Origin of the sequence: Phenylobacterium sp., assembly GCF_036723115.1 — a bacterium.
Classification (GTDB): domain Bacteria; phylum Pseudomonadota; class Alphaproteobacteria; order Caulobacterales; family Caulobacteraceae; genus Phenylobacterium.
Window position 1 is genome coordinate 1 of record NZ_DAIMHV010000002.1, and the last position, 22,538, is coordinate 22,538.

Here is a 22,538-nt window from a genome sequence, read left to right on the forward strand (position 1 = left end):
GCCTGAACCGGCCCCGCCGCCGCCGCCGCCCCTGGCCCTGGCGCCCTCCCTGGTGGAGCAGGCTGCGGCCTACCGCGCCTACATGACCAAGTCGGCCACCATTTCGCCGGCCTTCGAGAACGGCGCCTCTATCGCCGAATCCCTGCGCACGGGCGTCGCCTATGAGCCCGAGCAGTTCCTGCGCGGCGCCGTGGCCTATGGCGCGGTCGCGGCCCTGCAGAGCCCCGAATTCGTCGGCGCCGTCCGCAAGTTCGCCGCCGATCCCGCCGCCCGCGCCCAGATGAGCGCCAATCTCATCGCCGATCCGGCCTATGCCGCCACCCTGCCCGGCGCCGCCGAGGCCGCGGGCCTGGTGGTGGGCGCCTATGGCGAGGAAGGCCGCCGCCTCTTCAAGCTCGGAACCGACGTGAAGCAGGCCGCCTACGACATCCAGCGGGCCCGGTGGTCCAAGGCCGACGTCGAGAATCGCCCCCTGCGCCTGTCCCAGGCCAAGGCCCTGTCGGCCACCCCCCTGGTGGGCGACATTTCCGAGACCGCCCGCCTGCAGGAGGCCGCCGTGGGCGCTTCGCCCATGAGCCTCACGGCCAGCCCGGCCCAGGCGCCCTACAGCCGCATGGTGGTCCGCAGCCTGACCGTGGCGGCCCTGGCGGTGCTGGGCGAAGCCGGCGAGGAACGCGCCGACCTGATCAAGGCGGTGATGGTGGAGCCCACCTCCGCCTCCTGTCTGAACATGGCCAAGCTGAACCTGTATCAGTGCCTGGCCGTGTCCAAGCCGCACTATGAAGACGTCTTCTGCCTGGGCCAGCACGCCCTGATGGACACCGGCCAGTGCCTGATGAAGGGGGCCGGCGTCTCGGCCCTCGACGCCAAGGCCGAGCCCGTCCAGGTGGCCACGGCCGCCACCACCCCGGAGAACGCCAGCGCGGCCCGCTGACGCCGGAGCAGAAAAGACTCCAGATTGGCGCGCCGCCGCCGTTGCATGGCGCGCCACTTCTGTGTATTTACGCGCACCTTCCGGTCCCCTAAGGGATCGCGACCCTCGCCGCGCGGGTTCGCGCGGCGGTTTCGTTTTGAGGCATGGCTATGGCCGATATCGTTTTGAACGTCGAAGTTCGTGAGCAGACCGGTACTGGCGCCGCGCGCAGCGTGCGCCGCAGCGGCAAGGTGCCCGGCGTGCTCTATGGCGGCTCCAAGGAGCCGGTGGCCATCGCCGTGGCCGCCAACGAGTTCCGCAAGGCGCTCTATACCGGCAAGCTGCTGGGCCACCTGGTGACCCTGAAGTATGGCGACGAGACCCAGCCGGTCATCGCCAAGGCCGTGGACATGCACCCGGTGACCGACGAGCCGTGGCACTTCGACCTCTACCGGGTCGACGAGCACCAGCAGATCAAGATCGCCGTGCCGGTGCACTTCACCAACCACGAGGCCTCGCCCGGCCTGAAGCGTGGCGGCACGCTGAATGTCGTGCGTCACGATGTGGAGCTGTCCTGCCCGGCCGACGCCATTCCCGAGGAGCTGGTCATGGACCTGACCGGCCTCGAGATCGGCGACACCATCCGCATCTCCAGCTTCAAGCTGCCCAAGGGCGTCCAGCCCACCGTCGACCGCGACTTCGTGATCGCCACGGTGGCCGGCACCTCGGCCCAGGCCGCGGCTGACGCCGCCGCCGACGAAGGTTCGGAGTCCGCGGGGGCCTAAGGCCTCCGCCTCCGACGACCGCCTGCCTCGGAGGGTCGCATGCTGATCCTCGCCGGCCTCGGCAATCCGGGTCCCCGCTATGCAGGCAACCGGCACAATGTGGGCTTCATGGCCGTCGACGAAATCGCGCGCCGCTGGGGGTTCGGCCCCGAGCGGTCGCGGTTCCAGGCCCTGGCCTGCGAGGGGACCATCGAGTCGCCCCAAGGGCCCGTCCGGACGCTCATCCTCAAGCCTCAGACCTATTACAACGAAAGCGGCCGCGCCGTGGGCGAGGCGCTGAAATTCTTCAAGCTGACGCCGGCCGATCTGGTGGTCTTCTATGACGAGATCGACCTGGCGCCGGGCCGTTTCCGGATGAAGACCGGCGGCGGGGCCGCGGGAAACAATGGCGTGCGCTCGATCACGGCCCAGGTGGGCGCCGACTTCCGGCGCGCCCGCATCGGCACCGGCCATCCCGGGCACAAGGAGCTGGTCCAGGGTCACGTCCTGTCGGATTTCCACAAGGCCGAGCAGGTCTGGCTGGCCGATCTGCTGCGGGCCTGCGCCGACGCCGCCCCCCTGCTGGTGGCCGGCGAGGACGAGAAATACCAGGCCGAGGTGATGCGCCTGGCGCCGGCCGAGAAGGCCGACCCCCGTCAGCTGCGCGGCGGCTGAGGACAACCCAAGCGACGTCGTTTAAGAGAGCGCGCGAAACCCCGGTTCGAGGACTCCATGGCCCTGAAAGTCGCCATCGTCGGCCTGCCCAATGTCGGCAAGTCCACCCTGTTCAACGCGCTCACCCAGACGGCGGCGGCCCAGGCGGCCAACTACCCCTTCTGCACCATCGAGCCCAATGTCGGCGACGTGGCCGTCCCCGAACCGCGCCTGGAGGCCCTGGCGAAGATTGTCGGCTCCAAGGAGATCATCCCCTCGCGCATGAACTTCGTCGACGTGGCGGGCCTGGTCCGCGGGGCGTCAAAGGGCGAAGGCCTGGGCAACCAGTTCCTGGCCAATATCCGCGACTGCGACGCCGTGGCCTTCGTCGCCCGGTGCTTCGAGAACGACGACATCACCCATGTGGAAGGCCGGATCGATCCCATCGCCGATCTCGACATCATCGAGACCGAGCTGATGCTGGCCGACCTGGAGAGCCTCGAAAAGCGGGTGGTCAACCTCGAGAAGCGCGCCAAGGTGGGCGACAAGGAGAGCGCGGCCACCCTGAAGCTGGTCAAGCTGGCCCTGGAGCAGCTCAATGAGGGCCGCCCCGCCCGCGCCGCCCAGGTCAGCGCCGAGGACGAGAAGGGCTGGCGCATGCTCCAGCTGCTGACCGCCAAGCCCGCCCTCTATGTGTGCAATGTGGATGAGGCCTCTGCGGCCACCGGCAACGACCTTTCGGAAAAGGTCGCCGAAAAGGCCCGTCGCGACGGCGCCGAGACGGTGGTCATCTCCGCCCAGATCGAGGCGGAGATCGCCCTGCTGGACGCCGAGGAGCGGACCGAGTTCCTGGAGACCCTGGGCCTGGACGAACCGGGCCTCAACCGCCTTATCCGCGAAGCCTACAAGCTTCTGGGCCTGCAGAGCTATTTCACCGCCGGTCCCAAGGAGGCCCGCGCCTGGACCATTCCCGTGGGCGCCACGGCGCCGCAGGCCGCGGGCGTGATCCACACCGACTTCGAGAAGGGCTTCATCCGAGCCGAGACCATCGCCTTCGACGACTATGTGAGGTTCAACGGCGAGGCCGGCGCGCGGGAGGCCGGAAAGCTGCGCCAGGAAGGCAAGGACTATGTGGTCCACGACGGCGACGTGATGAACTTCCGCTTCAACGTCTGAGGCGGACCTCCGCCGCACGATCCAATTCCGTCTGCCCCGTTCGTGCTCTAGGCTTGCGAGCCAAAGGGAGACGACGCATGGGCGACACCATCACTCTGACCAGCGGCCACGACGGCTTTTCGCTGTCGGCCTATCACGAGGCCCCCTTCACCCCGCGCAAGGGCGGGGTGATCGTGCTGCAGGAGATCTTCGGCATCGACAAATATGTCCGGGCCGATGTGGAGCGCTGGGCCAAGGCCGGCTACGAGGCGGTGGCCCCGGCCATGTTCGATCGTCGCGAGCGCGGCTTTTCCGTGGCCCATGACCAGGACGGGATCGCCGCCGGCATCGCCCATGCCCGCGCCACGCCCCTGGAGCAGGCCATGGCCGATATCGCCGCGGCCCGGGACTTCCTGAAGCCCCGCGGCAAGGTGTTCGTGGTGGGCTACTGCTATGGCGGATCCCTGGCCTGGCTCGCCGCCTCCAAGGTGGAGGGCATCGCCGCAGCCTCCAGCTATTATGGCAGCATGGTGCAGGCCAACGCCCACATCCCGCTGAACTGCCCGACCATCGTCCATCTGGGCCACACCGACCCCGGCATCCCCGCCGACGAGGTGGAGAAGGCGGTGAAGGCCGCCCATCCCGACGTGCCCGTCTATATCTATGAGGGCGCCGGCCACGGCTTCAACAATGAGAGCCCTGAGCGCTATCACGAGGAGGCCGCAGACCTGGCTCGCAAGCGCACCCGCGAACTGTTCGAGGGCGCATGAGCCGTCGCGGAAAGACCATCGCCCTGACCAGCAAGGCCGATGGGTTCGAGTTTCAGGCCTACCATGTCCGTCCGGACGACGCCCGGCGGGGCGGCCTGGTGCTGATCCAGGAGATCTTCGGGGTCACCGACCACATTCAGGAACTGGCCGACGGCTTCGCCGAGGACGGCTATGAGGTGATCGCGCCGGCCTTCTATGACCGCCAGCAGCCGGGCTTCCAGGCCAGCTACGAGCCGGCCGACATGCAGCGGGCGGTGGCCCTGTCCCAGGCCGCCCCCTGGGACCTGGTGGCCGCCGACGCCCAGGCGGCCATCGACGCCCTGGGGGGTCCCGTCTTCGTGGCCGGCTATTGCTGGGGCGGGGCCGCGGCATGGCTGACGGCGGCGCGGTGCGAGGGCGTGGCGGCAGCCTCCTGCTTTTATGGCCGCCGCATCAGCGAACTGCTGGACGAGACCCCGCGCTGTCCCACCATCCTGCACTTTGGCAAGACCGACGCCTCCATCCCCCTGGAGCGGGTCGAGGAGATCCGCACCCGCCATCCCGACCTGCCGATCTATCTCTATGACGCGGGCCACGGCTTCTTCTCCGACCGGCGCAAGGACTATGTCCCCGACGCCGCCCGCCTGGCCCGCCTGCGCACCCTACAGATCTTCGCCCGCAACGGCGGCGGACGCGGCGAAGGCGCCTGAGGCGGCTGTCGGAAACCCAGCCTGCGGATCGTCCTGGGAAAAGGCGATCGGCCCACGATCAGGGGAGCAGGTTCAATGGACGTCATTCAGCATCTCTGGTTTGAGCGCGACATGGACGAGGCTGTGAGCCTCTACACCTCGCTCATCCCGAACTCGGAGATCACGGGGGGAGCGGCCGTCATGGCTGAGAGCCCTGGCGGGCCGGCGGGCAGCGTCCGCACCCTCAGCTTCACCCTGGGCGGGCAAGCCTATCGCGCCCTGCAGGCGGGTCCCCTGGACCCCTTCAACCACGCCTTCTCGATCATGGTCCAGTGCGACACCCAGGCGGAGATCGATCGTCTGTGGGACGCGCTGAGCGAGGGCGGCGTCGTCGAACAGTGCGGGTGGTTGCGCGACCGGTGGGGTCTGTCCTGGCAGATCGTCCCGCGCCGGCTGGGGGAGCTCATGAGCGACCCCGATCCCCAGGTGGTTCGTCGTGTGACCGAGCAGATGATGCAGATGGTCAAGCTGGATATCGCGCCCCTGGAGGCTGCGGCTAGAGCCTGATGCGATCAGACGGAACCGCCTGATCGTTGAATCAGGCTCTAAACTCAAAGACTTGAGCGCGTTTCGATCCGATAACCGGGTCCCACTTATCGGAACGCGCTCGCGGGGCGGCTAGATAGACGGTGTCGATCGGTTGTCCATCCGGCCCCGACCGGAAGGGCTGCTGCTGCGGCCCATCTAGTGGCCTTGGAAGGCCACCAGGGTCGAGACAGGCACGCCGGCGTCCCGCAGGCGCTGGGCGCCGCCCAGGTCCGGCAAGTCCACCACGAAAACCGCCGCCGCCACCTCGGCCCGGCCCTGGCGCAGCAGGTCCAGGGCCGCCAGGGCGGTGCCGCCAGTGGCGATCAGATCGTCCACGAGCATCACCCGCTCCCCGGGGCGCACGGCGTCCAGGTGGACTTCGAGCGCGTCGGAGCCATATTCCAGGGCGTACGCCACCGAGCGCGTGCGATGGGGCAGCTTCCCCTTCTTGCGCAACGGCACGAAGCCCGCCGAGAGCTGGTGGGCCACCGCCCCGCCGAGGATGAAGCCGCGGGCTTCGACGCCGGCCACCTTGTCGATCTTCAGACCCGCGAAAGGCTGGACCAGTTCGTCCACAGCGCGCCGGAAGGCGCGGGCGTCGGCCAGCAGGGTGGTGATGTCGCGGAACTGGATCCCCGGCTTGGGATAGTCCGGGATCGTACGGATCGCCTCGCGCAGGTCCATGGCCCCTCCCCTTGGTCGAGCGCCTCTGTTATGGCCGATGGCGTGCGGTTCTGGCTATGGCCGCCAGGACAACCGCCCGCGATGATGATCCGCGCCGCCACCTTCGCCTCCGCGCTCGCCGCCGCCGGGCCCGCCCTTGCCGGCGAGATCGCCTGCTGGCGCGACCAGGGGGTGCTGGTGGCCGCCGCCAGCGTAGCCGAGGTGGCCGGCGACTTTATTATCGACACCGGCGCGCCAGTCTCCCAGCTCCATAACACCCGCGCCCAGAGCGCGGGGCTCGAGGGCGAACAGGTGCAGGGCGCCGTGCGTCTGGCCGGGCTGCAGGCGCCCCAGGTCCCGCTGGCGGTGGTGGACCTGGACGCCCGGACCCGAGCCTTCCCGACCCCCATCGCCGGGGTGATCGGCGCCGATGTGCTGCGGGATTTTGTGCTGGAGGTGAGCTCAGGCGACTGCCGTCTGAGCCTCTCGCCCGGCGGAAGGCGCGCGCCCTCCTCCGGCGCAGTCTCCCTTCCGCTGGTCTGGCGCGATGGCGCGCCTGTGATCCCTGCGGCGGTCAGCGACGGGCCGCGGGGGCGGACGGTGAGCCTGACCCCGGCTACAGGGCTCGACGCCCCACTGCGGCTGGCCGCGCGGCTGGCGGCGGTTCCCGGGGGCGAGGCGGCGACCCTGGCCCCCTATGGCGGCGGCCGGGCCGAGCTGCGGGCCCTGTCCCTGGGCGGCGAGATCTTCGAGGGTCTTCCGGCGGGCCTGGCCGACGAGACCGCCGCCACCGACGGCGCCGTCGGGCTTTCGGTCCTGGGACGCTGGCGCTTGAGGTTCGACTTCCCTGCGGGCCGCCTGGACTTGATCGCGCCCTCGAGCCCGTTCCGATAAGTGGGAACCGGTTATCGGTTCGAAACGCGCTCAAGTCTCTGAATCAGGCTCTAAGAAAAGGGCCCGCCGGATCGCTCCGACGGGCCCTTCAACCTTGGTCTTTAACCTCGCGCCTAGTGGGCGACGTTCCGCCAGATTCGGCGGTAGCTCGCATAGAGCAGGCCGGCGAAGATCACCAGATAGATCATGGCGCCGAAGCCGAAGGCCTTGCGCTCCTCCATCTTGGGCTCGGCGGCCCAGGCCAGGAAGGCCGCGACGTCCTTGGCCTGCTGGTCGATGGTCGACGGCGTGCCGTCGTCGAAGCTCACCTTGTCCGGCGCCAGCTGCGGGGGCATGGCGATGAAGCCGCCTTTCGGCGCATGGCCTTCGCCGGTCCAATAGGCGTGCAGATCGCCGTGCATATAGGGGTTGTAGTACTGACCCGGCGAGACTTGCAGGCCCGCCGGCGGGTCCACATAGCCCGACAGCAGCGAGTAGATGTACTCCGCACCATAGTGGCGGGCCTTGACGATCACCGACAGATCCGGCGGCAGGGCGCCGCCATTGCCGGCCCGCGCCGCCGCCTCATTGGGGTACGGGTCGGGGAAGCGGTCGGCCGAGGTGCCGGGACGCTGAACGATGTCGCCGGTTTCGGAGTCCACATCGTTGATCTGGTATTCCGCCGCGATCGCCCGGACATACGGGTTGTCGTTGGGGTTGGTATAGGCCGGGTCATAGAACGGCCCGCCCTTCTGACCCAGGTTGCGGAACGACAGCAGGTGCATGCCGTGACAGGCGGCGCAGACCTCGCGATAGACCTTGTAGCCGCGCTGCAGCTGGGCCTGATCGAATTTCCCGAACGGGCCTTCAAAGCTGAAGTCCACATTGCGGGGGTGCTTGGCGTTGCCGGCGGCGAGCGCCGGACCCGCCACCAAGGCCAGGCCGAGGGCGGCCAGGGCGATACTTTTACGCAGCATCTGGGCTCAACCCTTCTTCTCAGGCGCGGCGACCGCCCCGGCCGGCGTGGCCGCGGGATGCGACAGGACAGGCGTGGAGATCGAGGCCGGCTGCGGGAGCGGCTTCTCGGTCAGGCCGAGGATCGGCAGGACCACCACGAAGTAGGCGAAGTAGTACAGGGTCGCGAAGCGCGAGAGCCACACGAACGTGTTCAGGTCGGCGTCGAAGAGGACGAAGGTCGACAGGCCCGGGATCACCGGCGCGTCGGGCAGCTTCGCGCCGCAGTAGCCCAGCACCAGGCAGGCCAGGACGAAGATCAGGAAGTAGAGCTTCGCGGTCGGCCGGTAGCGCATGGAGCGCACCTTGGAGGTGTCGAGCCAGGGCAGAATGAACAGCACCGCGATTGCGCCGAACATCAGGATCACGCCGCCCAGCTTGTCAGGCACCGCCCGCAGGATCGCGTAGAAGGGCAGGAAGTACCATTCCGGAACGATCTCGGCCGGGGTCACCAGGGGATTGCCGGGAATGTAGTTGTCCGCGTGGCCCAGGGCGTTCGGATTGAAGAACACGAAGGTGGCGAACAGGATCAGGAAGACCGCGATCGCGAACCCGTCCTTCACCGTATAGTACGGGTGGAAGGGCACGGTGTCGGCCTTGGACTGGACGTTCACGCCGGCCGGGTTGTTGTTCCCCGGAACGTGCAGGGCCCAGATGTGAAGGCCCACCACGCCGGCGATCATGAACGGCAGCAGGAAGTGCAGCGAGAAGAAGCGGTTCAGCGTCGGATTGTCGACCGCGAAGCCGCCCCACAGCCAGGTGGTGATCGACTCGCCCACGATCGGCAGGGCGCCGAACAGGTTGGTGATCACGACGGCGCCGTGGAAGCTCATCTGACCCCAGGGCAGGACGTAGCCCATGAAGGCGGTGGCCATCATCAGCAGGTAGATCACGCAGCCGATGATCCACAGCACTTCACGCGGGGCCTTGTAGGAGCCGTAGTAGAGGTTGCGGAGGATGTGGATGTAGACCGCGATGAAGAACATCGAGGCCCCGTTGGAGTGCATGTAGCGGACCAGCCAGCCGTAGTTCACGTCGCGCATGATGCGCTCGACCGAGGCGAAGGCGTGGTCCACGTGCGGCACATAGTGCATGGCCAGCACGATGCCGGTGACGATCTGGATCCCCAGGCACACAGCCAGGATGCCCCCGAAGGTCCACCAGTAGTTCAGGTTCTTGGGCGTCGGGAAATCGACGATGCTGTCCCAGCCCAGCCGGACGATCGGCAGGCGGGTGTCGAGCCAGCGCTCAAAGCCCGTCTTGGGCTCGTAAGTGGAATGTCCGCTCATCTTCCTCAGCCCACCTTCACCGTCGTGTCAGACAGGAACTCGTAGTCCGGGACGACCAGGTTGGTCGGGGCCGGGCCCTTACGGATGCGGCCGGACGTGTCGTAGTGCGAGCCATGGCAGGGGCAGAACCAGCCGCCATAGTCGCCGCCGCCGAAGGTCGGCACGCAGCCCAGGTGGGTGCAGGTGCCCACGACCACCAGCCATTCGGCCTTGCCGGGCTTGTGACGGTCCTCGTCGCGCTGCGGATCGGGCAGGTTGGCGGCGTCGTCGGCCACCGCCGCGGCGATCTCGGCCTCGGTGCGGCGCCGGACGAAGAGCGGCTTGCCCCGCCACTTGATCGTCACCTGCTGGCCCAGCGCCACCTTGGTGAGATCGAAGTCGACCGAGGCCAGGGCCAGGGTGTCCGCCGAGGGGTTCATCTGGTCGATGAACGGCCAGGCCAGAGCGCCCACGGCGCCGACCGCGGCCGCGCCTGCGGCGATGTGGATGAAATCGCGCCGGTTCGGGTCTTCGCCCGCGGCATGAGGATCGGGATTCTCGCCCACGACGGTGTCAGCCACCTTTAAGCTACCCTTCGATTGCGGTGACGCCCCATAGGGACGCCGCCCGTTCGGACGCTCACGACAAGAAAATCGCGACGCCCCGCCTTCGGCCCGACCAGCGGCTCTGGTATGGCCTTTTCGGAACCCGACTGGGTCTGCTCGAATTTCGCATTGCATCACCGCCAAGCCAACGTGGCGACGCGTCGCGATTCGTCTACAGCCCCGACTAATCCCGTTGGCTGGATCGCTTAGAATGCGTTTGGCGCTTTTTCAACCGGACATTCCGCAAAACGTCGGCGCAGCCCTCCGGCTGGCCGCCTGTCTGGACGTCGATCTCGAGGTGATCGAGCCCTGTGGTTTCCCGTTATCCGATAAGGCGGTGCGTCGCGCCGCCCTGGATTACGGGCGCCTGGCGCGCTGGACACGCAGGGCGAGCTTCGAGGACTTCCTCGCCGCGCCGGAGCGCGGCCAGGGCCGGCTGGTGCTTTTCACGACACAGGGCGCCACCCCTCTGCACGATTTCGTCTTCCAGCCCGGAGACACCCTGCTGTTCGGTCGGGAGAGCTCGGGCGCGCCGCCGGAAGTTCACGCCGCGGCGGACGCCAGGGTGGTGATTCCCCTGGCGCCGGAGGCAAGGTCCCTTAACCTCACCGTCACGGCGGCGATCGCGGTTTCCGAAGCGTTGCGTCAGACCGGCGGATTTCCTAAGCCGGGGAACCATGACTGACAAAGCCACGCTCGACTCCTGGAACACGCGCGCCCGCGCCTGGTTCGATCAACTGCGCGACAGCATCGTCGGCGCGTTCGAGGCCCTGGAGGACGAGGCGCCCGACGCGCTCTATCCCGGCGCGCCCGGGCGGTTCGAGCTGACCCCTTGGGACCGACCGGCCGGCGGGGGCGGCGTCATGGGGTTCATGCGCGGCGGGCGCCTGTTCGAGAAGTGCGGCGTCCATATCAGCCTGGTCCATGGCCAGTTCAGTCCGGAAATGGCCGCCACCATGCCCGGCGCCGACAAGGACCCAAGCTTCACCGCCACCGGCATCAGCCTGATCGCCCATATGCGAAATCCGCACGTGCCGGCCGTGCATATGAACACCCGCTTCCTGGCCACCAGCCAGAGCTGGTTCGGCGGCGGGGCCGATCTGACCCCCACCCAGGACTATCAGCGCACCCAGGACAACCCCGACGCCCAGGCCTTCCACGGGGCGATGAAGGCGGCGTGCGACGCCCACGACCCCAGCTGGTACGCCCCGTACAAGGCCCGCTGCGACGAGTATTTCTTCCTTACCCACCGTAATGAGCCGCGGGGCATCGGCGGCATCTTCTACGATCACCACAATTCCGGGGACTGGGAGCGGGACTTCGCCTTCACCCAGGATGTGGGTCGCGCCTTCCTGGAGGTCTATCCGAAGATCGTTCGCGGTCGCATGGGACAGGCCTGGGATGAGGCCGACCGGCAGGAACAGCTGGTGCGGCGCGGCCGCTACGTGGAGTTCAACCTGCTCTATGACCGCGGCACCATGTTCGGGTTGAAGACCGGCGGGAACATCACCTCGATCCTTTCCTCCATGCCGCCCATGGTCAGCTGGCCTTAATGGCCGCACGCGCCTGTGAGGCGTGGGGATTTGCCCCGCGGACGTCCGGCGTGCGACAGTCGGTCATGCGAGTGTCTTTGAGCGTAGCAGCCCGCCGCGCCGCCGTCGGAGCGGCGCTGGCCCTGTTCGTCGCCGGTTGCGAGCGCGGGGAGGTCGACCCGGAGCCCGCCCCGCCGCCGCCCAAGGCGGCCCCGGTGGTCGGCCCGGTCCTGCTGACCTTCGGCGAGGCCGGCGCGGGCGAACTGAGCAGCGCCACGACCCTGGACCGGCGTCGGATCGAAAGCCTGTTTCCCGGGGCGCGGGTCCAGGTCCGCACGGTGGACGGCGACGCCCCTGTGGAGATGATCACGGTTCGCCGGGACGACGGCCTGGCGCTGGACCTGCTGCCGGGCGCCACGGCGGGCCTGCTGGGGCGGATCATCGGCCGGGGCGGCCCGGTGGTGGGCGCCCTGGGCGAGCCCCTCGGAGCCGACTGGGCCGCCGCGGGCTTCGCGCCGGAGGACTGCCAGCCCGGGATGGAGGACCTGTCCGGCCGCGTGGTCTGCCATCGCCCGGGCGCGCCCCAGCTGGGCTACGTTTTCGAGACCGCAGGCTTCCAGGGGCCGGACGACGTCATGCCCAGCCCCGAGACCCTTGAGGCCTCGGCGCGGCTTTCGGCCTTTGTGTGGACGGCGCCGGCAGCCTGACGCGGGCTTCAGCGCTGAAGCAGGTCAGCCACCTGGCTGGAGGTCAGGGGGTCAGGATTTCCCGCCTCCTCCTCGATACCCGCCACGAACAGGGCCGAGACCGCGCTCAGCGCGATGAAGATGAGCTTGGCGGAGGCCACGGCGAGTTTCCTTTCCCTGGAGCGCGTTCCGATAAGTGGGGCTGCGCTCAAGTGTCTGAGTTTGGAGCCTGTGTCCGCAGGACAGCATTCCCTTCCTTAAGGGATCGCGGCCGCCTGCGGTTCAATCGATAGGTCACGCCGTGGCGCTGGACCCCTCCAGAAAATTGGATATCCAACGCCCTACCCTCTGCCGGTCGTCCGGCGCCTCATAGCTGGCCACGGCGGCGTCGGCCTGCCCATCGCTATAGCGGGAGCCCCGTCGCGCCTCGATCAGCGCCCGCGCATAGTCCGGGGCGAACTCCGGATGGGGCTGCATTGAAATCGCCCCGTCCCCGTAGTCCAGCATCGCGTAGGGGGTGAAGGCTCTGGCGCCCAGCACCCGCGCGCCGGCCGGCGGCCGGACCACCTGGTCCTGGTGGGAGGCGGCCAGGGCCACAGGCCCGTCGCCCTCCATCCAGGGCTCGGCGGCCAGGACCTCATAGGCGTGCAGGCCCACGCCCCAGCCCTTGGGAGACTTGATCACCTGCCCGCCGAACGCCTCGGCCATGATCTGATGGCCGAAGCAGATCCCCACCAGGCGCGACCGCCCGCGGGCCTGCCGCAGAAAGTCCTTCAGCGGTTCGATCCAGGGCAGATCCTCATAGACCCCGGCGGACGAGCCGGTGACCAGATAGGCCTGGCAGGCCTCCGGCGAGGCCGGCAGCCGCCCGGCGTCGACGGCGAACTCCACATAGTCATGCGCCTCTTGCCCTAGCAGTTGGCGCATCATGGCCGGATAGTCGCCAAACCGTTCCTGCAGTGCCTCGGGGGGTGCGCCGGTCTTCAGAATGCCGAGCCGCACGGTCTAGTAGGCCATGCCCTGGGCCACGGCCTTGAGTTTTTCGATGGCCGAGAACTTGTCGTCGATGAAGTCGTGGTCGATCCACCAGTCCTCCACTTCGCGCAGGACGTCGCCCACCATCGGCCCCTTGGGCACCCCGGCATGGACCACGTCATCGCCGGTCAGGGGGAAGGCCGGGGGACGCCAGCTGTCGCCCAGGGCCAGCAGGCCGCGCCACTGGGGAGCCGTGGCGGTGCGGTTGGAGGCCGCCCAGGCGAGCTTGACCCGATCATGGAAGGTCTGCGCCCCCAGGGCGTAGACCGCCCGGCGGGACTCCCGCGGGCTCATCCAGCTGGTGATCCGCAACCCCTGGCCCTTGGCGGCCACCAGCCGGTCCCGCTCGGCGTTGGACAGGCGCAGGCGTTCGGCGGTCTGGGCCACGGCGATCTGATCGGCTGGCAGCAGGCAGGCGAGCCGCAGGAGCGGGTCGCATTCGAAGAGCATCTCGCTCTCGATCTCCACCAGGTTCTCGAAGGCCTCCAGCCCCCCCACGGCCGGCAGGACGACGCCCAGCACGCCGGTTTCCTGCACCAGGCCCACAGCGGCCCGCGGATCATCGGCGGCCAGGAGCTTCAGCAGCTCCTTGGAGATGCGCTCGCCGGGCCGGTCCTTCAGCAGGTCCCGGGCGGCGGCGCAGGCGGCCAGGCCCGCGGCGTCCGGCGCGCCCTTGCCGTACCAGGCGTAGAATCGGAAGAAGCGCAGGATTCGCAGATAGTCCTCGGCGATACGCTCGGCCGGGTCGCCGATGAAGACCAGCCGTCCGGCCCGGGCGTCGGCGATCCCGGAGCCCAGGGGGTCATGCACCCTGCCCTCGCGGTCGGCATAGAGGGCGTTGAAGGTGAAGTCCCGCCGCTGGGCGTCCTCGGCCCAGTCGGTGGTGAAGGCCACCACCGCGCGGCGGCCGTCGGTCTCCACATCCCGGCGCAGGGTGGTGACCTCGAAACCCTGGCCCTTGGCCACGGCGGTGATCGTGCCGTGGTCGATCCCGGTGGGCGCGGCCTTCAGACCCGCAGCCGTCAGGGCCTCGATCACCGCCGGCGGATCCAGGGTGGTGGCCAGGTCCACATCGTCCACCGGCCGGCCCATCAGGGCGTTGCGCACCGCGCCGCCCACCACCCGCACGCAGTCGCGCCCGCCCCGGGCCTCCAGGGCGTCCATCACGGCGGCGGCGGCCGGAGCGGTCATCCAGGACTTCTGGCCCAGGGTCTCGGTCATCGGGGGGTGGTTTCCTTCTCCTCGAAGCGGCCTGGCGTGACGCGGCCGCTTTCTGTCACTTCGGCGGGAACATAGGTCTCGCCGCGGTTGTCCGATTGGAACACGGTGGTGATCATCAGCGAAAGGCCGAACAGCAGCCCGCCCACCGCCACCAGCCAGGCCCAGGGGGTGGCGCCGATCTCCTTGCCCCGCCGCCTGGCCCAGGCCGCCCAGAGGAACCAGGCGGCGAAGGGGGTGGCCACCAGCAGGGCGCGCACCAGGAACAGGCTAAGCAAGGGCGCCTCCATAAAGCCGGTCGTAAAGGGCCCTCAGCATGCCCGCCGTGGCCCCCCAGATGAACCTGTTCTCGTGCGTCATGGCGTAGAAGCGCCGCTTCTGGCCGGAGAACTCCCGCTCGTGCTCCTCGTGATTGGTCGGGTCCATGAGGAATCCGAAGGGCGTCTCGAAGATCTCGGCCACCTCGTCGGGGTTGGGCGTCAGAGAGAAGCCCTGCTCGATGAAGCCCACCACCGGGGTGACCAGATAGCCCGTGCCGGTGCGATAGGGGGTTGAGAGGCCGCCCAGGGTGATGTGGCTGCGGGCCAGGCCCACCTCTTCCTCGGTTTCGCGCAGGGCGGTTTCCCAGATGGTCTCGCCGGGATCGCGCCGACCGCCGGGAAAGGCGATCTGGCCGGTGTGCCGCCGCAGGGTGTCGGATCGACGGGTGAGCAGGACCGAATAGCCATAGTCCCGCGGCACCAGCCCCACCAGCACCGCAGCCGGCGTCAGGGGCGGGCCGCCGGCGGGTATCCGGTCGGGTCGCAGGTCGAAGTCGGACTGGACGATCCCATCCACGGGATCGCGATCCTCCAGGGGGTCCAGGCGCTGGGTGATCCACTCACGCAGTTCGCCCAGGGGCGAGGTCGGGCTCACGGAGGCGAGGCCCCCGTCCCGTCCAGCGGGAACCAGGCGCCGCCGGAGGCCACGCCCAGGACCCCATCGCGGGTCTCGGCCATGTCCACCAGCTCATAGAAGACCGGCCGGGCGATCAGCGCCTCCAGTCCGCGCCGCACATGCAGATAGGGACGCGGTTCGCCGCTCTGGGCGTCGACCTCCACCCGGATCGCATGATCGGGGCCGGCGAGCACCTCGTCGCCCACATTGGTCTGGAAGACCAGTTGGGCGGCGCCTTCGGCGTCGACGCGGCGGTCGAGGCGGATGGCCAGGAAGGGTGCGTCCTCGACCCTGATCTTCATCTTCTCCACCGGCGTCACCAGCCAGTAGCCGACCGGGTCCTTGCGCAGGACGGTGGAGAACAGGCGCACCAGGGCCTCGCGGTGGATGGTCGCGCCCTCATGCACCCAGCGGCCGTCGCTGCGGATGACGATGTCGATCTCGCCGGAATGGGGCGGGTTCCACAGGTGGACCGGCGGCAGGCCGCGGCCAGGCGCCTGCCGGGCGGCGGCGATCACGCCCTCCAGGGGCCCCTCGCTGACAATCTCGCTCATGACAGGCAAGGTAGGCGCGCCCGTCAGGCGTCTCAAGGCGCCGCTACGGCGCCCTGAAGCGGGTTTCCGGCCATGTCCCGGTCCCCGCCTTGCGCCAGGGGGCGAAGCAGAAGCCGCCGGGGATCGACCGGTCCGGGCATCACGATGGCCCCGGTGGCCTCGGCGGAAAATCCCAACCGGCCGAAAAAGGGCGGATCGCCCACCAGCAGGACGGCCCGCGCCCCGGCCCGAGCGGCGGCCTGACAGGCATGTTCCACAAGCTGCGCGCCCGCGCCCAGGCGCCGCAGACCGGACTCCACCGCCAGGGGACCCAGAAAAATCAGCGGGACGCCGCCCACGACGATCTCCGACTGGCGGACCACGCCGGCCAGCCGGCCGCCCTCCCAGGCGCAGAAGGACAGGTCAGGCCGCAGGGGCGCGATCTCGCGCACCCGCTCTGAGGCCTTGGCGAACCGGCCGGGACCAAAGGCGCGGTCCAGCAGGGCGTCGATCGCCGGGGCGTCGCCTGGGCCTTCAGGCCGGATGTCGAAGGGCGGGGGGCAGGCCATTGGTCCCGGGGCCGGGACAAGGGGAGCGGACATGGGGACTTTGCGAGGCTTTCGGAGGCTGACGAAGGGCAGGACGAAGCCGGCCGCGGCGGTCGCGGTCCCGGCGGGTGTCAGATGGCGCGGCGGGCGCGCTCCGTTCGTCGCAGCGCACGCATGGCGCCCCTCGCGGTCAGCCTCGACGATCACGTCGCCGAAACCGGCCCGATAAGGCTTCGCCGCCCCCCCGTCAATGGCCGCGGCAAGGCCGTTGCGGCGCCGCGCCTGGCGCGCCAAGTTGCCGCCCCGTTTGCGAGACCGCCATGTCCGAGTCGTCCGTCCCCCCGCCGCCGACCTCCGCCCGGGCGCTTCTGGCGGAGCGGGACTATCTCCTGTTCTGGCTGTCGCGCTGGGCCGGCTCGCTGGCCGTGCAGATCCAGAGCGTGGCCCTGGGCTGGCAGATCTATGAGCTGGCGCGCCGCACCATGTCCGTGGCCGATGCGGCCTTCATGGTGGGCATGATCGGCCTGGCCACCTTCATCCCCGTCTTCCTGCTGACCCTCCCCGCGGGAGAGGCCGCCGACCGCTACGACCGCCGCAAGGTGCTGCTGATCTGCTACGGGGCCGAGCTGCTCAGCGTGGCGGTGCTGGCCTACGCCACCTGGCAGGGGGTGGCCAGCGTGCCCCTGCTGCTGGCCGTGGCCGCGGCCTTCGGGGCGGCGCGGGCCTTCATGTCGCCGGTGGGCACGGCGCTCGGCCCCATGCTGGTGCCGCGCATCCTGCTGCCGCGGGCCATCGCCTGGAACTCCCTCGCCTGGCAGACCGCCTCCATCGCCGGCCCGGCCATCGGCGGCCTGCTGCTGGCGGTCTCCACCACCCTGGCCTACGGCACGGCCCTGTGCCTCTACGCCCTGGCCGCCCTGGCGGTCTTTCTGATCCGCCGCAACACCAAGCCCGCGATCCAGCCGGGCTCCCGCTGGACCCTGATCAAGGAAGGCCTGGTCTATGTCTGGCGCCAGAAGATCGTCTTCGGCGCCATCTCCCTCGACCTGTTCGCCGTGCTGCTGGGGGGCGCTACGGCGCTTCTCCCCGTCTTCGCCCGCGACATCCTGCATGTGGGCGAGCAGGGCTTCGGCATCTTGCGGGCCAGCCCCGCCATCGGCGCGACCCTGGTGGCCCTTTTGCTGGCCGCCCGCCCCATCCGAACCCATGCCGGGGCCATGATGTTCGCCGGCGTCGCCGTGTTCGGCGCGGCGACCATCGTCTTTGGCCTGTCCAAGTCCATGTGGCTGTCGGTGGCGGCCCTCGCCGTCCTGGGGGGCGCCGACATGCTCAGCGTCTTCGTGCGCCAGACCCTGGTGCAGCTGGTCACGCCTGATCCCATGCGCGGCCGGGTGGCGGCGGTTTCGACCCTGTTCATCGGCGCCTCCAACGAACTGGGGGAGTTCCGGGCCGGCGTCTTCGCCAAGTTCATGGGGGTGGTCACCGCCGCCGTGGTGGGCGGCGCAGGGGCCTTGGTGGTCACCGCACTCTGGGCCAGACTGTTTCCCGCCTTGCGCAAGGCTGACCGCCTCGAATAACACTTCGCGAAATTTTCTTTTAGGGAGATAGATCCATGGGCGTATTGGAAGGAAAAGTTGTCCTCGTCACCGGGGGCGGCAACGGCATTGGTCGGGAGTGCGCGCTGATCGCCGCGCAGCAGGGCGCCGCGGTCGTGGTCAACGACCTGGGCGGCGGCCTGAAGGGCGAGGACGAAGGCTCCGCCGGTCCCGCCGAACAGGTGGCCCAGGAGATCCGCGCCGCCGGCGGCAAGGCGGTCTCCAACTCCGACAGCGTCACCAACTACAAGGCCGTCCAGGGCATGGTCGAACAGGCCATGGACGAGTTCGGCGGCCTGCACGCGGTGATCAATCCCGCCGGCATTCTGCGTGACGTGATGTTCCACAAGATGTCGGAAGACGACTGGGACAAGGTCATCGACGTGCACATGCGCGGTTCGTTCAACGTGGCCCGCGCCACGATCGAGCTGTTCCGCAACCAGAACGACGGCGCCTACATGTTCTTCACCTCGACCTCGGGGCTGCTGGGCAATATCGGCCAGGCCAATTACGGCGCGGCCAAGATGGGCATCGCCGGCCTGTCGCGGATCATCGCCATGGAAGGCGAGCGCAACAACGTCCGATCCAACTGCCTGGCGCCGGTCGCCTGGACCCGCATGACGCAGTCGGTGCCGGTGAAGGACGAAGCCGCCGCCAAGCGCCGCGAGGCCATGGCCGCGGCCATCCGTCCCGACCAGCCCGCCCGCCTGTCGGTGGCCCTGGTCTCGCCCTCGGCCGCCCACATTTCGGGCCAGGTCTTCGGCGCCTCGGGTGAGAACATCATCCTCTACTCGCAGCCGCGTCCGATCTCGACCCAGACCAAGGAAGAGGGCTGGAGCGTCGACACCATCCTGTCGGAAGCCATGCCGGCCATGAGCGATAAGTTCTTCCCGCTGTCGCGCGGCCCCCTGGCCAGCCAGGGCGGCGCGGCCCCGGCCAAGCAGGGCGCCTAAGCGCTAGCGGTCGATCAGACCAAGACGGAGAGGCCCCGGTTCGAGAAGAGCCGGGGCCTTTTCTTTGTCGCGTCAGGAGTGGCGCTTCAGCCCCTGGCGGGCTAACTCGGGCCCCATGTCACGCAGCAAGAAGTCCGAAGAGTTCGACCTCGAGGTCGGCGGCGAGCCCTATGTGTGGCGGCTGCAGCGGCAGCCGCAGTGGTCCAGCGACCTGGCCGAGCGGCGGGGCATGGCCATCGCCGTGCGTCATCGCGACGGTCAGCGCGAGGCCATCCTGGAGTTCCCGGCGGGCAAGGAGCCGAAGTTCGGCGTGCGGCAGTTGCAGGCCTCGCAGATCCCGACGGAGCTGGTGGCGACGGCCATCGCCTCGGGCCTGGAAGCCGGATGGGAGCCCTTCTCCCGCGGCAAGCCGGTGGCCATCGCCGTGGACGAAGCCGGCCGCTGACGGCGTCGCGCCTGGGCCGGATTCGCTCCGGGCGACGTCCGCCCAGCGGCGCCTCAATCGGTCTTCCGGCCGAACGCCTTGCGCAGTTCGTCCTTCGCCGCCTCCAGCGTGCGGCGGCGCTCGGCGGGCAGGTTGTCGCCGGCCCGGTTGATATAGAAGGTCAGCATGGACATGGCCGACTGGAAGGGCGTGCCCTTCTTGCGGTGGCTCTGCTCGGCCGAGCGCTTGAGGGAGGCGGCGATCCTGGCCGGGTCGTCCAGGGTGAAGACGTCCTCCTCAAGGTCCAACGCATCGCTGTGTTCGGTCACGTCCTGCGACCACCGCTCGGATTTCTGGGTCATCGGCTTTCCTCCTGGCCCCGAAGAACCCGGCTCCGCGGCTGGAAGTTTCCGCCAATCACTGAAGCGGACACTTGACTTTTGACGACCGCGGTTAGACACTTAAGTCAATGCTACAGCAAAAACCCCTCGATCTCGCCTTCCAGGCGCTGTCCGATCCCGGCCGCCGAGCCATGGTGGAGCGGTTGAGCCTCGGGCCGGCCTCGGTCAGCGAGCTGGCCAAGCCTCTACCCATGACCCTCTCGGCGGTGGTCCAGCACCTGAAAGTCCTGGAGGAGGCGGGGCTGGTGAAGAGCCAGAAGGTGGGCCGCGTGCGCACCTGCAGCCTGGAGATGGGCGCGATCGCCCAGCTCGAAGCCTGGGTGAGCGAGCGCCGGCGCTTCTGGGAGCAGCAGTACGACCAACTGGAGGCCTATCTGGCCGAGACCGCGCCCAAGGAGGGCGACCAATGACGCTGATCAACGCCACCTTCACCATCGAGCGGCGGCTGGCGGCCGCGCCAGCGCGGGTCTTCGCCGCCTATTCGACCCTTGAGGCGAAGATGGCCTGGTTCAAGGCGCCGGCCGAGATCGAGACCTTGAACCGCGACTTCGACTTCCGCGTGGGCGGCAAGGAGCGGTTCCACGCCCGCTGGCCCGACGGCCGGATCACCGACTTCCAGGCGACCTACCACGACATCGTCGAGAACGAGCGGATCGTGCTGGTCTACGACATGTTCCACAACGACGAGAAGCTGTCGGTCTCCCTTCAGACCCTGGAGTTCCGGGCCGAGGGCGAGAAGACCCGGCTGATCCACACCGAACAGGGTTCCTACTTCACCGGCGGCGTCGAAGCGGTGCGGGGCCGCGAGCACGGCACGACCTGGCATATCGAAAACCTGATCGCCCTTCTGGAGGGCCGCGAGGCCCGGGCGTTCGCATGACCCTGGAATTCTTCGCCCACCCTTTCTCGTCCTACTGCCAGAAGGTGCTGATCGCCTTCTATGAGAACGAAGTCCCCTTCACCTACCGCATGCTGGAGGAGCCGGGCGTCGGGGAAGAATTCGCCGCGCTCTGGCCGATGAAGCGCTTCCCTATCCTGCGCGAGGGCGAGCGCGTCGTGCTCGAGGCCTCGGTCATCATCGAGTACCTCCAGGTCCGTCATCCGGGGCCGGTGAAGCTGATCCCGGATGATCCCGACCTGGCGCTGGAGGTGCGGATGCTGGACCGCGTCTTCGACAACTACGTCATGACCCCGCAGGGCAAGTTCGTCTACGATTCCCTGCGCCCGGCCGACCAGCGCGATCCGCTGGGGGTCGATGAGGCCCGCGCCATGCTGGACACCAGCTATGCCTGGCTGGACGAGCGCATGCGAGGTCGCACCTGGGCGGCGGGGGAGACCTTCACCCTGGCCGACTGCGCCGCCGCTCCGTCGCTCTTCTATGCCGACTGGACCTATCCGATCCCGGAGGCGTGCACGGCGTTGACGGCCTACCGCCAACGCCTCCTGGAGCGCCCCTCCTTCGCACGGGCGGTGAACGAGGCGCGTCCCTATCGGCACTACTTCCCGCTGGGAGCGCCGGAACGGGATTGAACCGCCTAGAGCACGTTCCGATAAGTGGGAACCGGTTATCGGATCGAAACGCGCTCAAGTCTCTGAATTCAGAGCCTGATTCATCGATCAGACCGTTCCGTCTGATCGCATCAGGCTCCAGGGTTCGTGGTCGGGGGCCGGTCCTCGCCCCGCCAGCCACTGCTCTCTTGTGAGCTCCCAATAGAGGCTCCGCCGGATCGTCCCGTCGGGCCGCACGCTCTGCCGCTCCCCCATGCGCACGAACCCCGCGCCGTCGATGGCCTTGATGGAGCGGATGTTGTCCAGCGCCGCGGTCAAGCCGATCAGCCGCACGCCCAGGGTCTCGAACATGAAGGCCGCGGCGGCGCCCACCCCGCCCCGGCCGCGGCCGGCGTTCTGGCGGTCGAAGCGGGCCGCGCCGGCGATCTCGGCGGCGGAGCGCTCAGGCCAGACGCTGATGCAGGAATAGCCGGCCACCTCGCCGGCCTCGTCCAGGGTGACCGACAGGATGCGTTCCCCCCGCTCACGGGCCAGGCGGCTCTCCTCCACCCAGCGGGCGATCCCCTCCCGGGTGAAGGGACGCGGCAGGTCGTAGATGGGGTCGGAGACCCGCGGGTCCGACAGCAGGGCCAGCAGCCCCTCCACATGCGCAGGGCCGGCGAGCACCCGGTCGTCCACCGCCCGCACCGCGGCGCGAATGGCCGCGGCCTCTTCCGGCGTCACCGCCAGCACGGTGATCGGCGGGGCGCTCATGCCGCCGCCAGCCGGTTCAGGGCCTCGCCCTCCAGCCGGCGCGTCGTCCAGTCGGACAGGGTCGCCGCGCCCAGGGCGTCGTAGAAGCCGATGGCCGGGGCGTTCCAGTCCAGCACCGACCATTCCAGCCGCGCCAGGCCTTCGTCCACGCAGCGCTCCGCCAGCGCCTTCAGCAGCGCCCGGCCCGCCCCTGCGCCCCGGGCCTCGGGCAGCACGAACAGGTCCTCCAGATAGACGCCGTGGCGCCCGCGGAAGGTGGAGAAGCTGTAGAACCACAGGGCGAATCCCACCGTCGCCCCATCCAGTTCGGCCAGCTCGCAGAAGACCCGCGGATTGGCCCCGAACAGATGGGCGGCGATCTCGGCCTCGGTGGTGGTCACCTCGTGGGCGAGCCGCTCGTACTCGGCCAGGCCCTGGATGAAGCCGAAGATCGCCTGCGCATCGGCGGGCGCGGCCGGGCGGACGCTGAGACGCCCCATG

General features: G+C 69.0%; 31 protein-coding genes. 17 read left to right on the plus strand and 14 right to left on the minus strand.

The window, feature by feature from the left end; all coding sequences use genetic code 11:
• From V7D28_RS00365 to V7D28_RS00395, 7 genes are all read left to right on the plus strand, one after another.
• Positions 1-934 (plus strand): hypothetical protein (locus V7D28_RS00365; RefSeq protein ID WP_333585361.1); only part of this gene is annotated, 934 nt, incomplete at its 5' end.
• Positions 935-1,083: 149 nt separating this feature from the next.
• On the plus strand, positions 1,084-1,698 hold the full coding sequence (locus V7D28_RS00370) for a 50S ribosomal protein L25/general stress protein Ctc (RefSeq protein ID WP_333585362.1): 615 nt from the start codon (positions 1,084-1,086) through the stop codon (positions 1,696-1,698).
• Between the two features lie 39 nt (positions 1,699-1,737).
• Complete coding sequence (gene pth / locus V7D28_RS00375; RefSeq protein ID WP_333585363.1) at positions 1,738-2,352, plus strand: aminoacyl-tRNA hydrolase; 615 nt, start codon at positions 1,738-1,740, stop codon at positions 2,350-2,352.
• A 57-nt stretch (positions 2,353-2,409) separates the two neighbouring features.
• Positions 2,410-3,507: a redox-regulated ATPase YchF gene (gene ychF, locus V7D28_RS00380; protein ID WP_333585364.1), complete on the plus strand. Its 1,098-nt coding sequence runs from the start codon at positions 2,410-2,412 to the stop codon at positions 3,505-3,507.
• 77 nt (positions 3,508-3,584) lie between these two features.
• Positions 3,585-4,256: a dienelactone hydrolase family protein gene (locus tag V7D28_RS00385; protein WP_333585365.1), complete on the plus strand. Its 672-nt coding sequence runs from the start codon at positions 3,585-3,587 to the stop codon at positions 4,254-4,256.
• Positions 4,253-4,945 carry a dienelactone hydrolase family protein gene (locus V7D28_RS00390; protein WP_333585366.1) on the plus strand — a complete coding sequence of 231 codons (693 nt, stop codon included), beginning with the start codon at positions 4,253-4,255 and terminating at the stop codon, positions 4,943-4,945. The genes V7D28_RS00385 and V7D28_RS00390 overlap by 4 nt, the downstream gene beginning before the upstream one ends.
• A gap of 75 nt (positions 4,946-5,020) precedes the next feature.
• Positions 5,021-5,491: a VOC family protein gene (locus V7D28_RS00395; protein WP_333585367.1), complete on the plus strand. Its 471-nt coding sequence runs from the start codon at positions 5,021-5,023 to the stop codon at positions 5,489-5,491.
• A 177-nt stretch (positions 5,492-5,668) separates the two neighbouring features.
• Here V7D28_RS00395 and V7D28_RS00400 read toward each other — a convergent pair whose 3' ends face one another.
• A complete protein-coding gene (locus V7D28_RS00400; protein WP_333585368.1) occupies positions 5,669-6,196 on the minus strand; it encodes an adenine phosphoribosyltransferase in 528 nt (175 codons plus the stop codon).
• An 84-nt stretch (positions 6,197-6,280) separates the two neighbouring features.
• On the opposite strand from V7D28_RS00400, the gene V7D28_RS00405 reads away from it, so the two are divergent.
• Positions 6,281-7,069, plus strand: a complete 789-nt coding sequence (locus V7D28_RS00405) for a hypothetical protein (protein WP_333585369.1) — start codon at positions 6,281-6,283, stop codon at positions 7,067-7,069.
• A gap of 113 nt (positions 7,070-7,182) precedes the next feature.
• Here V7D28_RS00405 and V7D28_RS00410 read toward each other — a convergent pair whose 3' ends face one another.
• From V7D28_RS00410 to petA, 3 genes are read right to left on the minus strand one after another with little or no spacing between them, the layout of a single operon-like run.
• On the minus strand, positions 7,183-8,025 hold the full coding sequence (locus tag V7D28_RS00410; protein WP_333585370.1) for a cytochrome c1: 843 nt from the start codon (positions 8,023-8,025) through the stop codon (positions 7,183-7,185).
• A gap of 6 nt (positions 8,026-8,031) precedes the next feature.
• Positions 8,032-9,351 (minus strand): cytochrome b, encoded by a 1,320-nt coding sequence (locus V7D28_RS00415; RefSeq protein WP_333585371.1) that lies wholly within the window; start codon positions 9,349-9,351, stop codon positions 8,032-8,034.
• Positions 9,352-9,356: 5 nt separating this feature from the next.
• A complete protein-coding gene (petA, locus tag V7D28_RS00420; protein WP_333585372.1) occupies positions 9,357-9,911 on the minus strand; it encodes a ubiquinol-cytochrome c reductase iron-sulfur subunit in 555 nt (184 codons plus the stop codon).
• A 235-nt stretch (positions 9,912-10,146) separates the two neighbouring features.
• On the opposite strand from petA, the gene V7D28_RS00425 reads away from it, so the two are divergent.
• The 3 genes from V7D28_RS00425 to V7D28_RS00435 are packed head-to-tail and all read left to right on the plus strand — an operon-like array spanning position 10,147 to position 12,174.
• Positions 10,147-10,620 carry a tRNA (cytidine(34)-2'-O)-methyltransferase gene (locus tag V7D28_RS00425; protein ID WP_333585373.1) on the plus strand — a complete coding sequence of 158 codons (474 nt, stop codon included), beginning with the start codon at positions 10,147-10,149 and terminating at the stop codon, positions 10,618-10,620.
• Positions 10,613-11,488: an oxygen-dependent coproporphyrinogen oxidase gene (gene hemF / locus V7D28_RS00430; RefSeq protein ID WP_333585374.1), complete on the plus strand. Its 876-nt coding sequence runs from the start codon at positions 10,613-10,615 to the stop codon at positions 11,486-11,488. Before V7D28_RS00425 ends, hemF begins: the two co-directional genes overlap by 8 nt.
• Positions 11,489-11,538: 50 nt before the next feature.
• A complete protein-coding gene (locus tag V7D28_RS00435; RefSeq protein WP_333585375.1) occupies positions 11,539-12,174 on the plus strand; it encodes a DUF1131 family protein in 636 nt (211 codons plus the stop codon).
• Between the two features lie 8 nt (positions 12,175-12,182).
• Here the strand turns inward: V7D28_RS00435 and V7D28_RS00440 are convergent, their stop codons facing one another.
• The 7 genes from V7D28_RS00440 to V7D28_RS00470 form a co-directional block, all read right to left on the minus strand.
• A complete protein-coding gene (locus V7D28_RS00440) occupies positions 12,183-12,314 on the minus strand; it encodes a hypothetical protein (RefSeq protein WP_333585376.1) in 132 nt (43 codons plus the stop codon).
• Positions 12,315-12,447: 133 nt separating this feature from the next.
• Positions 12,448-13,155 carry a glutamine amidotransferase-related protein gene (locus V7D28_RS00445; protein ID WP_333585377.1) on the minus strand — a complete coding sequence of 236 codons (708 nt, stop codon included), beginning with the start codon at positions 13,153-13,155 and terminating at the stop codon, positions 12,448-12,450.
• 3 nt (positions 13,156-13,158) lie between these two features.
• A complete protein-coding gene (locus tag V7D28_RS00450; RefSeq protein WP_333585378.1) occupies positions 13,159-14,409 on the minus strand; it encodes a CCA tRNA nucleotidyltransferase in 1,251 nt (416 codons plus the stop codon).
• Positions 14,406-14,684, minus strand: a complete 279-nt coding sequence (locus tag V7D28_RS00455; RefSeq protein WP_333585379.1) for a hypothetical protein — start codon at positions 14,682-14,684, stop codon at positions 14,406-14,408. Before V7D28_RS00455 ends, V7D28_RS00450 begins: the two co-directional genes overlap by 4 nt.
• A complete protein-coding gene (locus V7D28_RS00460; protein ID WP_333585380.1) occupies positions 14,677-15,321 on the minus strand; it encodes a CoA pyrophosphatase in 645 nt (214 codons plus the stop codon). Before V7D28_RS00460 ends, V7D28_RS00455 begins: the two co-directional genes overlap by 8 nt.
• Positions 15,318-15,896, minus strand: coding sequence for a DUF1285 domain-containing protein (locus tag V7D28_RS00465; RefSeq protein ID WP_333585381.1), 579 nt, complete (start codon positions 15,894-15,896; stop codon positions 15,318-15,320). The genes V7D28_RS00460 and V7D28_RS00465 overlap by 4 nt, the downstream gene beginning before the upstream one ends.
• 32 nt (positions 15,897-15,928) lie before the next feature.
• On the minus strand, positions 15,929-16,477 hold the full coding sequence (locus V7D28_RS00470; RefSeq protein ID WP_333585382.1) for a GNAT family N-acetyltransferase: 549 nt from the start codon (positions 16,475-16,477) through the stop codon (positions 15,929-15,931).
• Positions 16,478-16,743: 266 nt separating this feature from the next.
• Between V7D28_RS00470 and V7D28_RS00475 the strand changes: the two genes are divergently transcribed.
• From V7D28_RS00475 to V7D28_RS00485, 3 genes are all read left to right on the plus strand, one after another.
• On the plus strand, positions 16,744-18,000 hold the full coding sequence (locus V7D28_RS00475) for an MFS transporter (protein WP_333585383.1): 1,257 nt from the start codon (positions 16,744-16,746) through the stop codon (positions 17,998-18,000).
• Positions 18,001-18,035: 35 nt separating this feature from the next.
• Positions 18,036-18,971 (plus strand): SDR family NAD(P)-dependent oxidoreductase, encoded by a 936-nt coding sequence (locus tag V7D28_RS00480; RefSeq protein WP_333585384.1) that lies wholly within the window; start codon positions 18,036-18,038, stop codon positions 18,969-18,971.
• A 115-nt stretch (positions 18,972-19,086) separates the two neighbouring features.
• Positions 19,087-19,416 carry a hypothetical protein gene (locus tag V7D28_RS00485; RefSeq protein WP_333585385.1) on the plus strand — a complete coding sequence of 110 codons (330 nt, stop codon included), beginning with the start codon at positions 19,087-19,089 and terminating at the stop codon, positions 19,414-19,416.
• Positions 19,417-19,469: 53 nt separating this feature from the next.
• On the opposite strand, the gene V7D28_RS00490 is transcribed toward V7D28_RS00485, so the two are convergent.
• Positions 19,470-19,757, minus strand: a complete 288-nt coding sequence (locus tag V7D28_RS00490) for a DUF3175 domain-containing protein (protein WP_333585386.1) — start codon at positions 19,755-19,757, stop codon at positions 19,470-19,472.
• Between the two features lie 107 nt (positions 19,758-19,864).
• On the opposite strand from V7D28_RS00490, the gene V7D28_RS00495 reads away from it, so the two are divergent.
• The 3 genes from V7D28_RS00495 to V7D28_RS00505 are packed head-to-tail and all read left to right on the plus strand — an operon-like array spanning position 19,865 to position 21,326.
• Positions 19,865-20,206, plus strand: a complete 342-nt coding sequence (locus V7D28_RS00495) for an ArsR/SmtB family transcription factor (RefSeq protein ID WP_333585387.1) — start codon at positions 19,865-19,867, stop codon at positions 20,204-20,206.
• Complete coding sequence (locus V7D28_RS00500) at positions 20,203-20,676, plus strand: SRPBCC domain-containing protein (protein ID WP_333585388.1); 474 nt, start codon at positions 20,203-20,205, stop codon at positions 20,674-20,676. The genes V7D28_RS00495 and V7D28_RS00500 overlap by 4 nt, the downstream gene beginning before the upstream one ends.
• On the plus strand, positions 20,673-21,326 hold the full coding sequence (locus V7D28_RS00505; RefSeq protein ID WP_333585389.1) for a glutathione S-transferase family protein: 654 nt from the start codon (positions 20,673-20,675) through the stop codon (positions 21,324-21,326). The genes V7D28_RS00500 and V7D28_RS00505 overlap by 4 nt, the downstream gene beginning before the upstream one ends.
• Before the next feature lie 87 nt (positions 21,327-21,413).
• Here V7D28_RS00505 and V7D28_RS00510 read toward each other — a convergent pair whose 3' ends face one another.
• Positions 21,414-22,058: a GNAT family N-acetyltransferase gene (locus tag V7D28_RS00510; protein WP_333585390.1), complete on the minus strand. Its 645-nt coding sequence runs from the start codon at positions 22,056-22,058 to the stop codon at positions 21,414-21,416.
• Positions 22,055-22,537, minus strand: a complete 483-nt coding sequence (locus V7D28_RS00515) for a GNAT family N-acetyltransferase (RefSeq protein WP_333585391.1) — start codon at positions 22,535-22,537, stop codon at positions 22,055-22,057. Before V7D28_RS00515 ends, V7D28_RS00510 begins: the two co-directional genes overlap by 4 nt.
• Position 22,538: the final 1 nt, after the last annotated feature.

Bases quoted from the DNA above. Each gene is read 5' to 3' on its own strand.
- V7D28_RS00415 (WP_333585371.1), bottom strand. From the start codon at position 9,351: ATGAGCGGACATTCCACTTACGAGCCCAAGACGGGCTTTGAGCGCTGG.
- V7D28_RS00490 (WP_333585386.1), bottom strand. From the start codon at position 19,757: ATGACCCAGAAATCCGAGCGGTGGTCGCAGGACGTGACCGAACACAGC.
- V7D28_RS00495 (WP_333585387.1), top strand. From the start codon at position 19,865: ATGCTACAGCAAAAACCCCTCGATCTCGCCTTCCAGGCGCTGTCCGAT.
- V7D28_RS00410 (WP_333585370.1), bottom strand. From the start codon at position 8,025: ATGCTGCGTAAAAGTATCGCCCTGGCCGCCCTCGGCCTGGCCTTGGTG.
- V7D28_RS00515 (WP_333585391.1), bottom strand. From the start codon at position 22,537: ATGGGGCGTCTCAGCGTCCGCCCGGCCGCGCCCGCCGATGCGCAGGCG.
- ychF (WP_333585364.1), top strand. From the start codon at position 2,410: ATGGCCCTGAAAGTCGCCATCGTCGGCCTGCCCAATGTCGGCAAGTCC.
- V7D28_RS00450 (WP_333585378.1), bottom strand. From the start codon at position 14,409: ATGACCGAGACCCTGGGCCAGAAGTCCTGGATGACCGCTCCGGCCGCC.
- V7D28_RS00385 (WP_333585365.1), top strand. From the start codon at position 3,585: ATGGGCGACACCATCACTCTGACCAGCGGCCACGACGGCTTTTCGCTG.
- V7D28_RS00475 (WP_333585383.1), top strand. From the start codon at position 16,744: ATGTCCGAGTCGTCCGTCCCCCCGCCGCCGACCTCCGCCCGGGCGCTT.
- V7D28_RS00400 (WP_333585368.1), bottom strand. From the start codon at position 6,196: ATGGACCTGCGCGAGGCGATCCGTACGATCCCGGACTATCCCAAGCCG.
- V7D28_RS00405 (WP_333585369.1), top strand. From the start codon at position 6,281: ATGATCCGCGCCGCCACCTTCGCCTCCGCGCTCGCCGCCGCCGGGCCC.
- V7D28_RS00390 (WP_333585366.1), top strand. From the start codon at position 4,253: ATGAGCCGTCGCGGAAAGACCATCGCCCTGACCAGCAAGGCCGATGGG.
- V7D28_RS00485 (WP_333585385.1), top strand. From the start codon at position 19,087: ATGTCACGCAGCAAGAAGTCCGAAGAGTTCGACCTCGAGGTCGGCGGC.
- V7D28_RS00505 (WP_333585389.1), top strand. From the start codon at position 20,673: ATGACCCTGGAATTCTTCGCCCACCCTTTCTCGTCCTACTGCCAGAAG.
- V7D28_RS00465 (WP_333585381.1), bottom strand. From the start codon at position 15,896: ATGAGCGAGATTGTCAGCGAGGGGCCCCTGGAGGGCGTGATCGCCGCC.
- V7D28_RS00500 (WP_333585388.1), top strand. From the start codon at position 20,203: ATGACGCTGATCAACGCCACCTTCACCATCGAGCGGCGGCTGGCGGCC.
- V7D28_RS00470 (WP_333585382.1), bottom strand. From the start codon at position 16,477: ATGTCCGCTCCCCTTGTCCCGGCCCCGGGACCAATGGCCTGCCCCCCG.
- V7D28_RS00425 (WP_333585373.1), top strand. From the start codon at position 10,147: ATGCGTTTGGCGCTTTTTCAACCGGACATTCCGCAAAACGTCGGCGCA.
- V7D28_RS00370 (WP_333585362.1), top strand. From the start codon at position 1,084: ATGGCCGATATCGTTTTGAACGTCGAAGTTCGTGAGCAGACCGGTACT.
- V7D28_RS00395 (WP_333585367.1), top strand. From the start codon at position 5,021: ATGGACGTCATTCAGCATCTCTGGTTTGAGCGCGACATGGACGAGGCT.
- V7D28_RS00480 (WP_333585384.1), top strand. From the start codon at position 18,036: ATGGGCGTATTGGAAGGAAAAGTTGTCCTCGTCACCGGGGGCGGCAAC.
- hemF (WP_333585374.1), top strand. From the start codon at position 10,613: ATGACTGACAAAGCCACGCTCGACTCCTGGAACACGCGCGCCCGCGCC.
- V7D28_RS00510 (WP_333585390.1), bottom strand. From the start codon at position 22,058: ATGAGCGCCCCGCCGATCACCGTGCTGGCGGTGACGCCGGAAGAGGCC.
- pth (WP_333585363.1), top strand. From the start codon at position 1,738: ATGCTGATCCTCGCCGGCCTCGGCAATCCGGGTCCCCGCTATGCAGGC.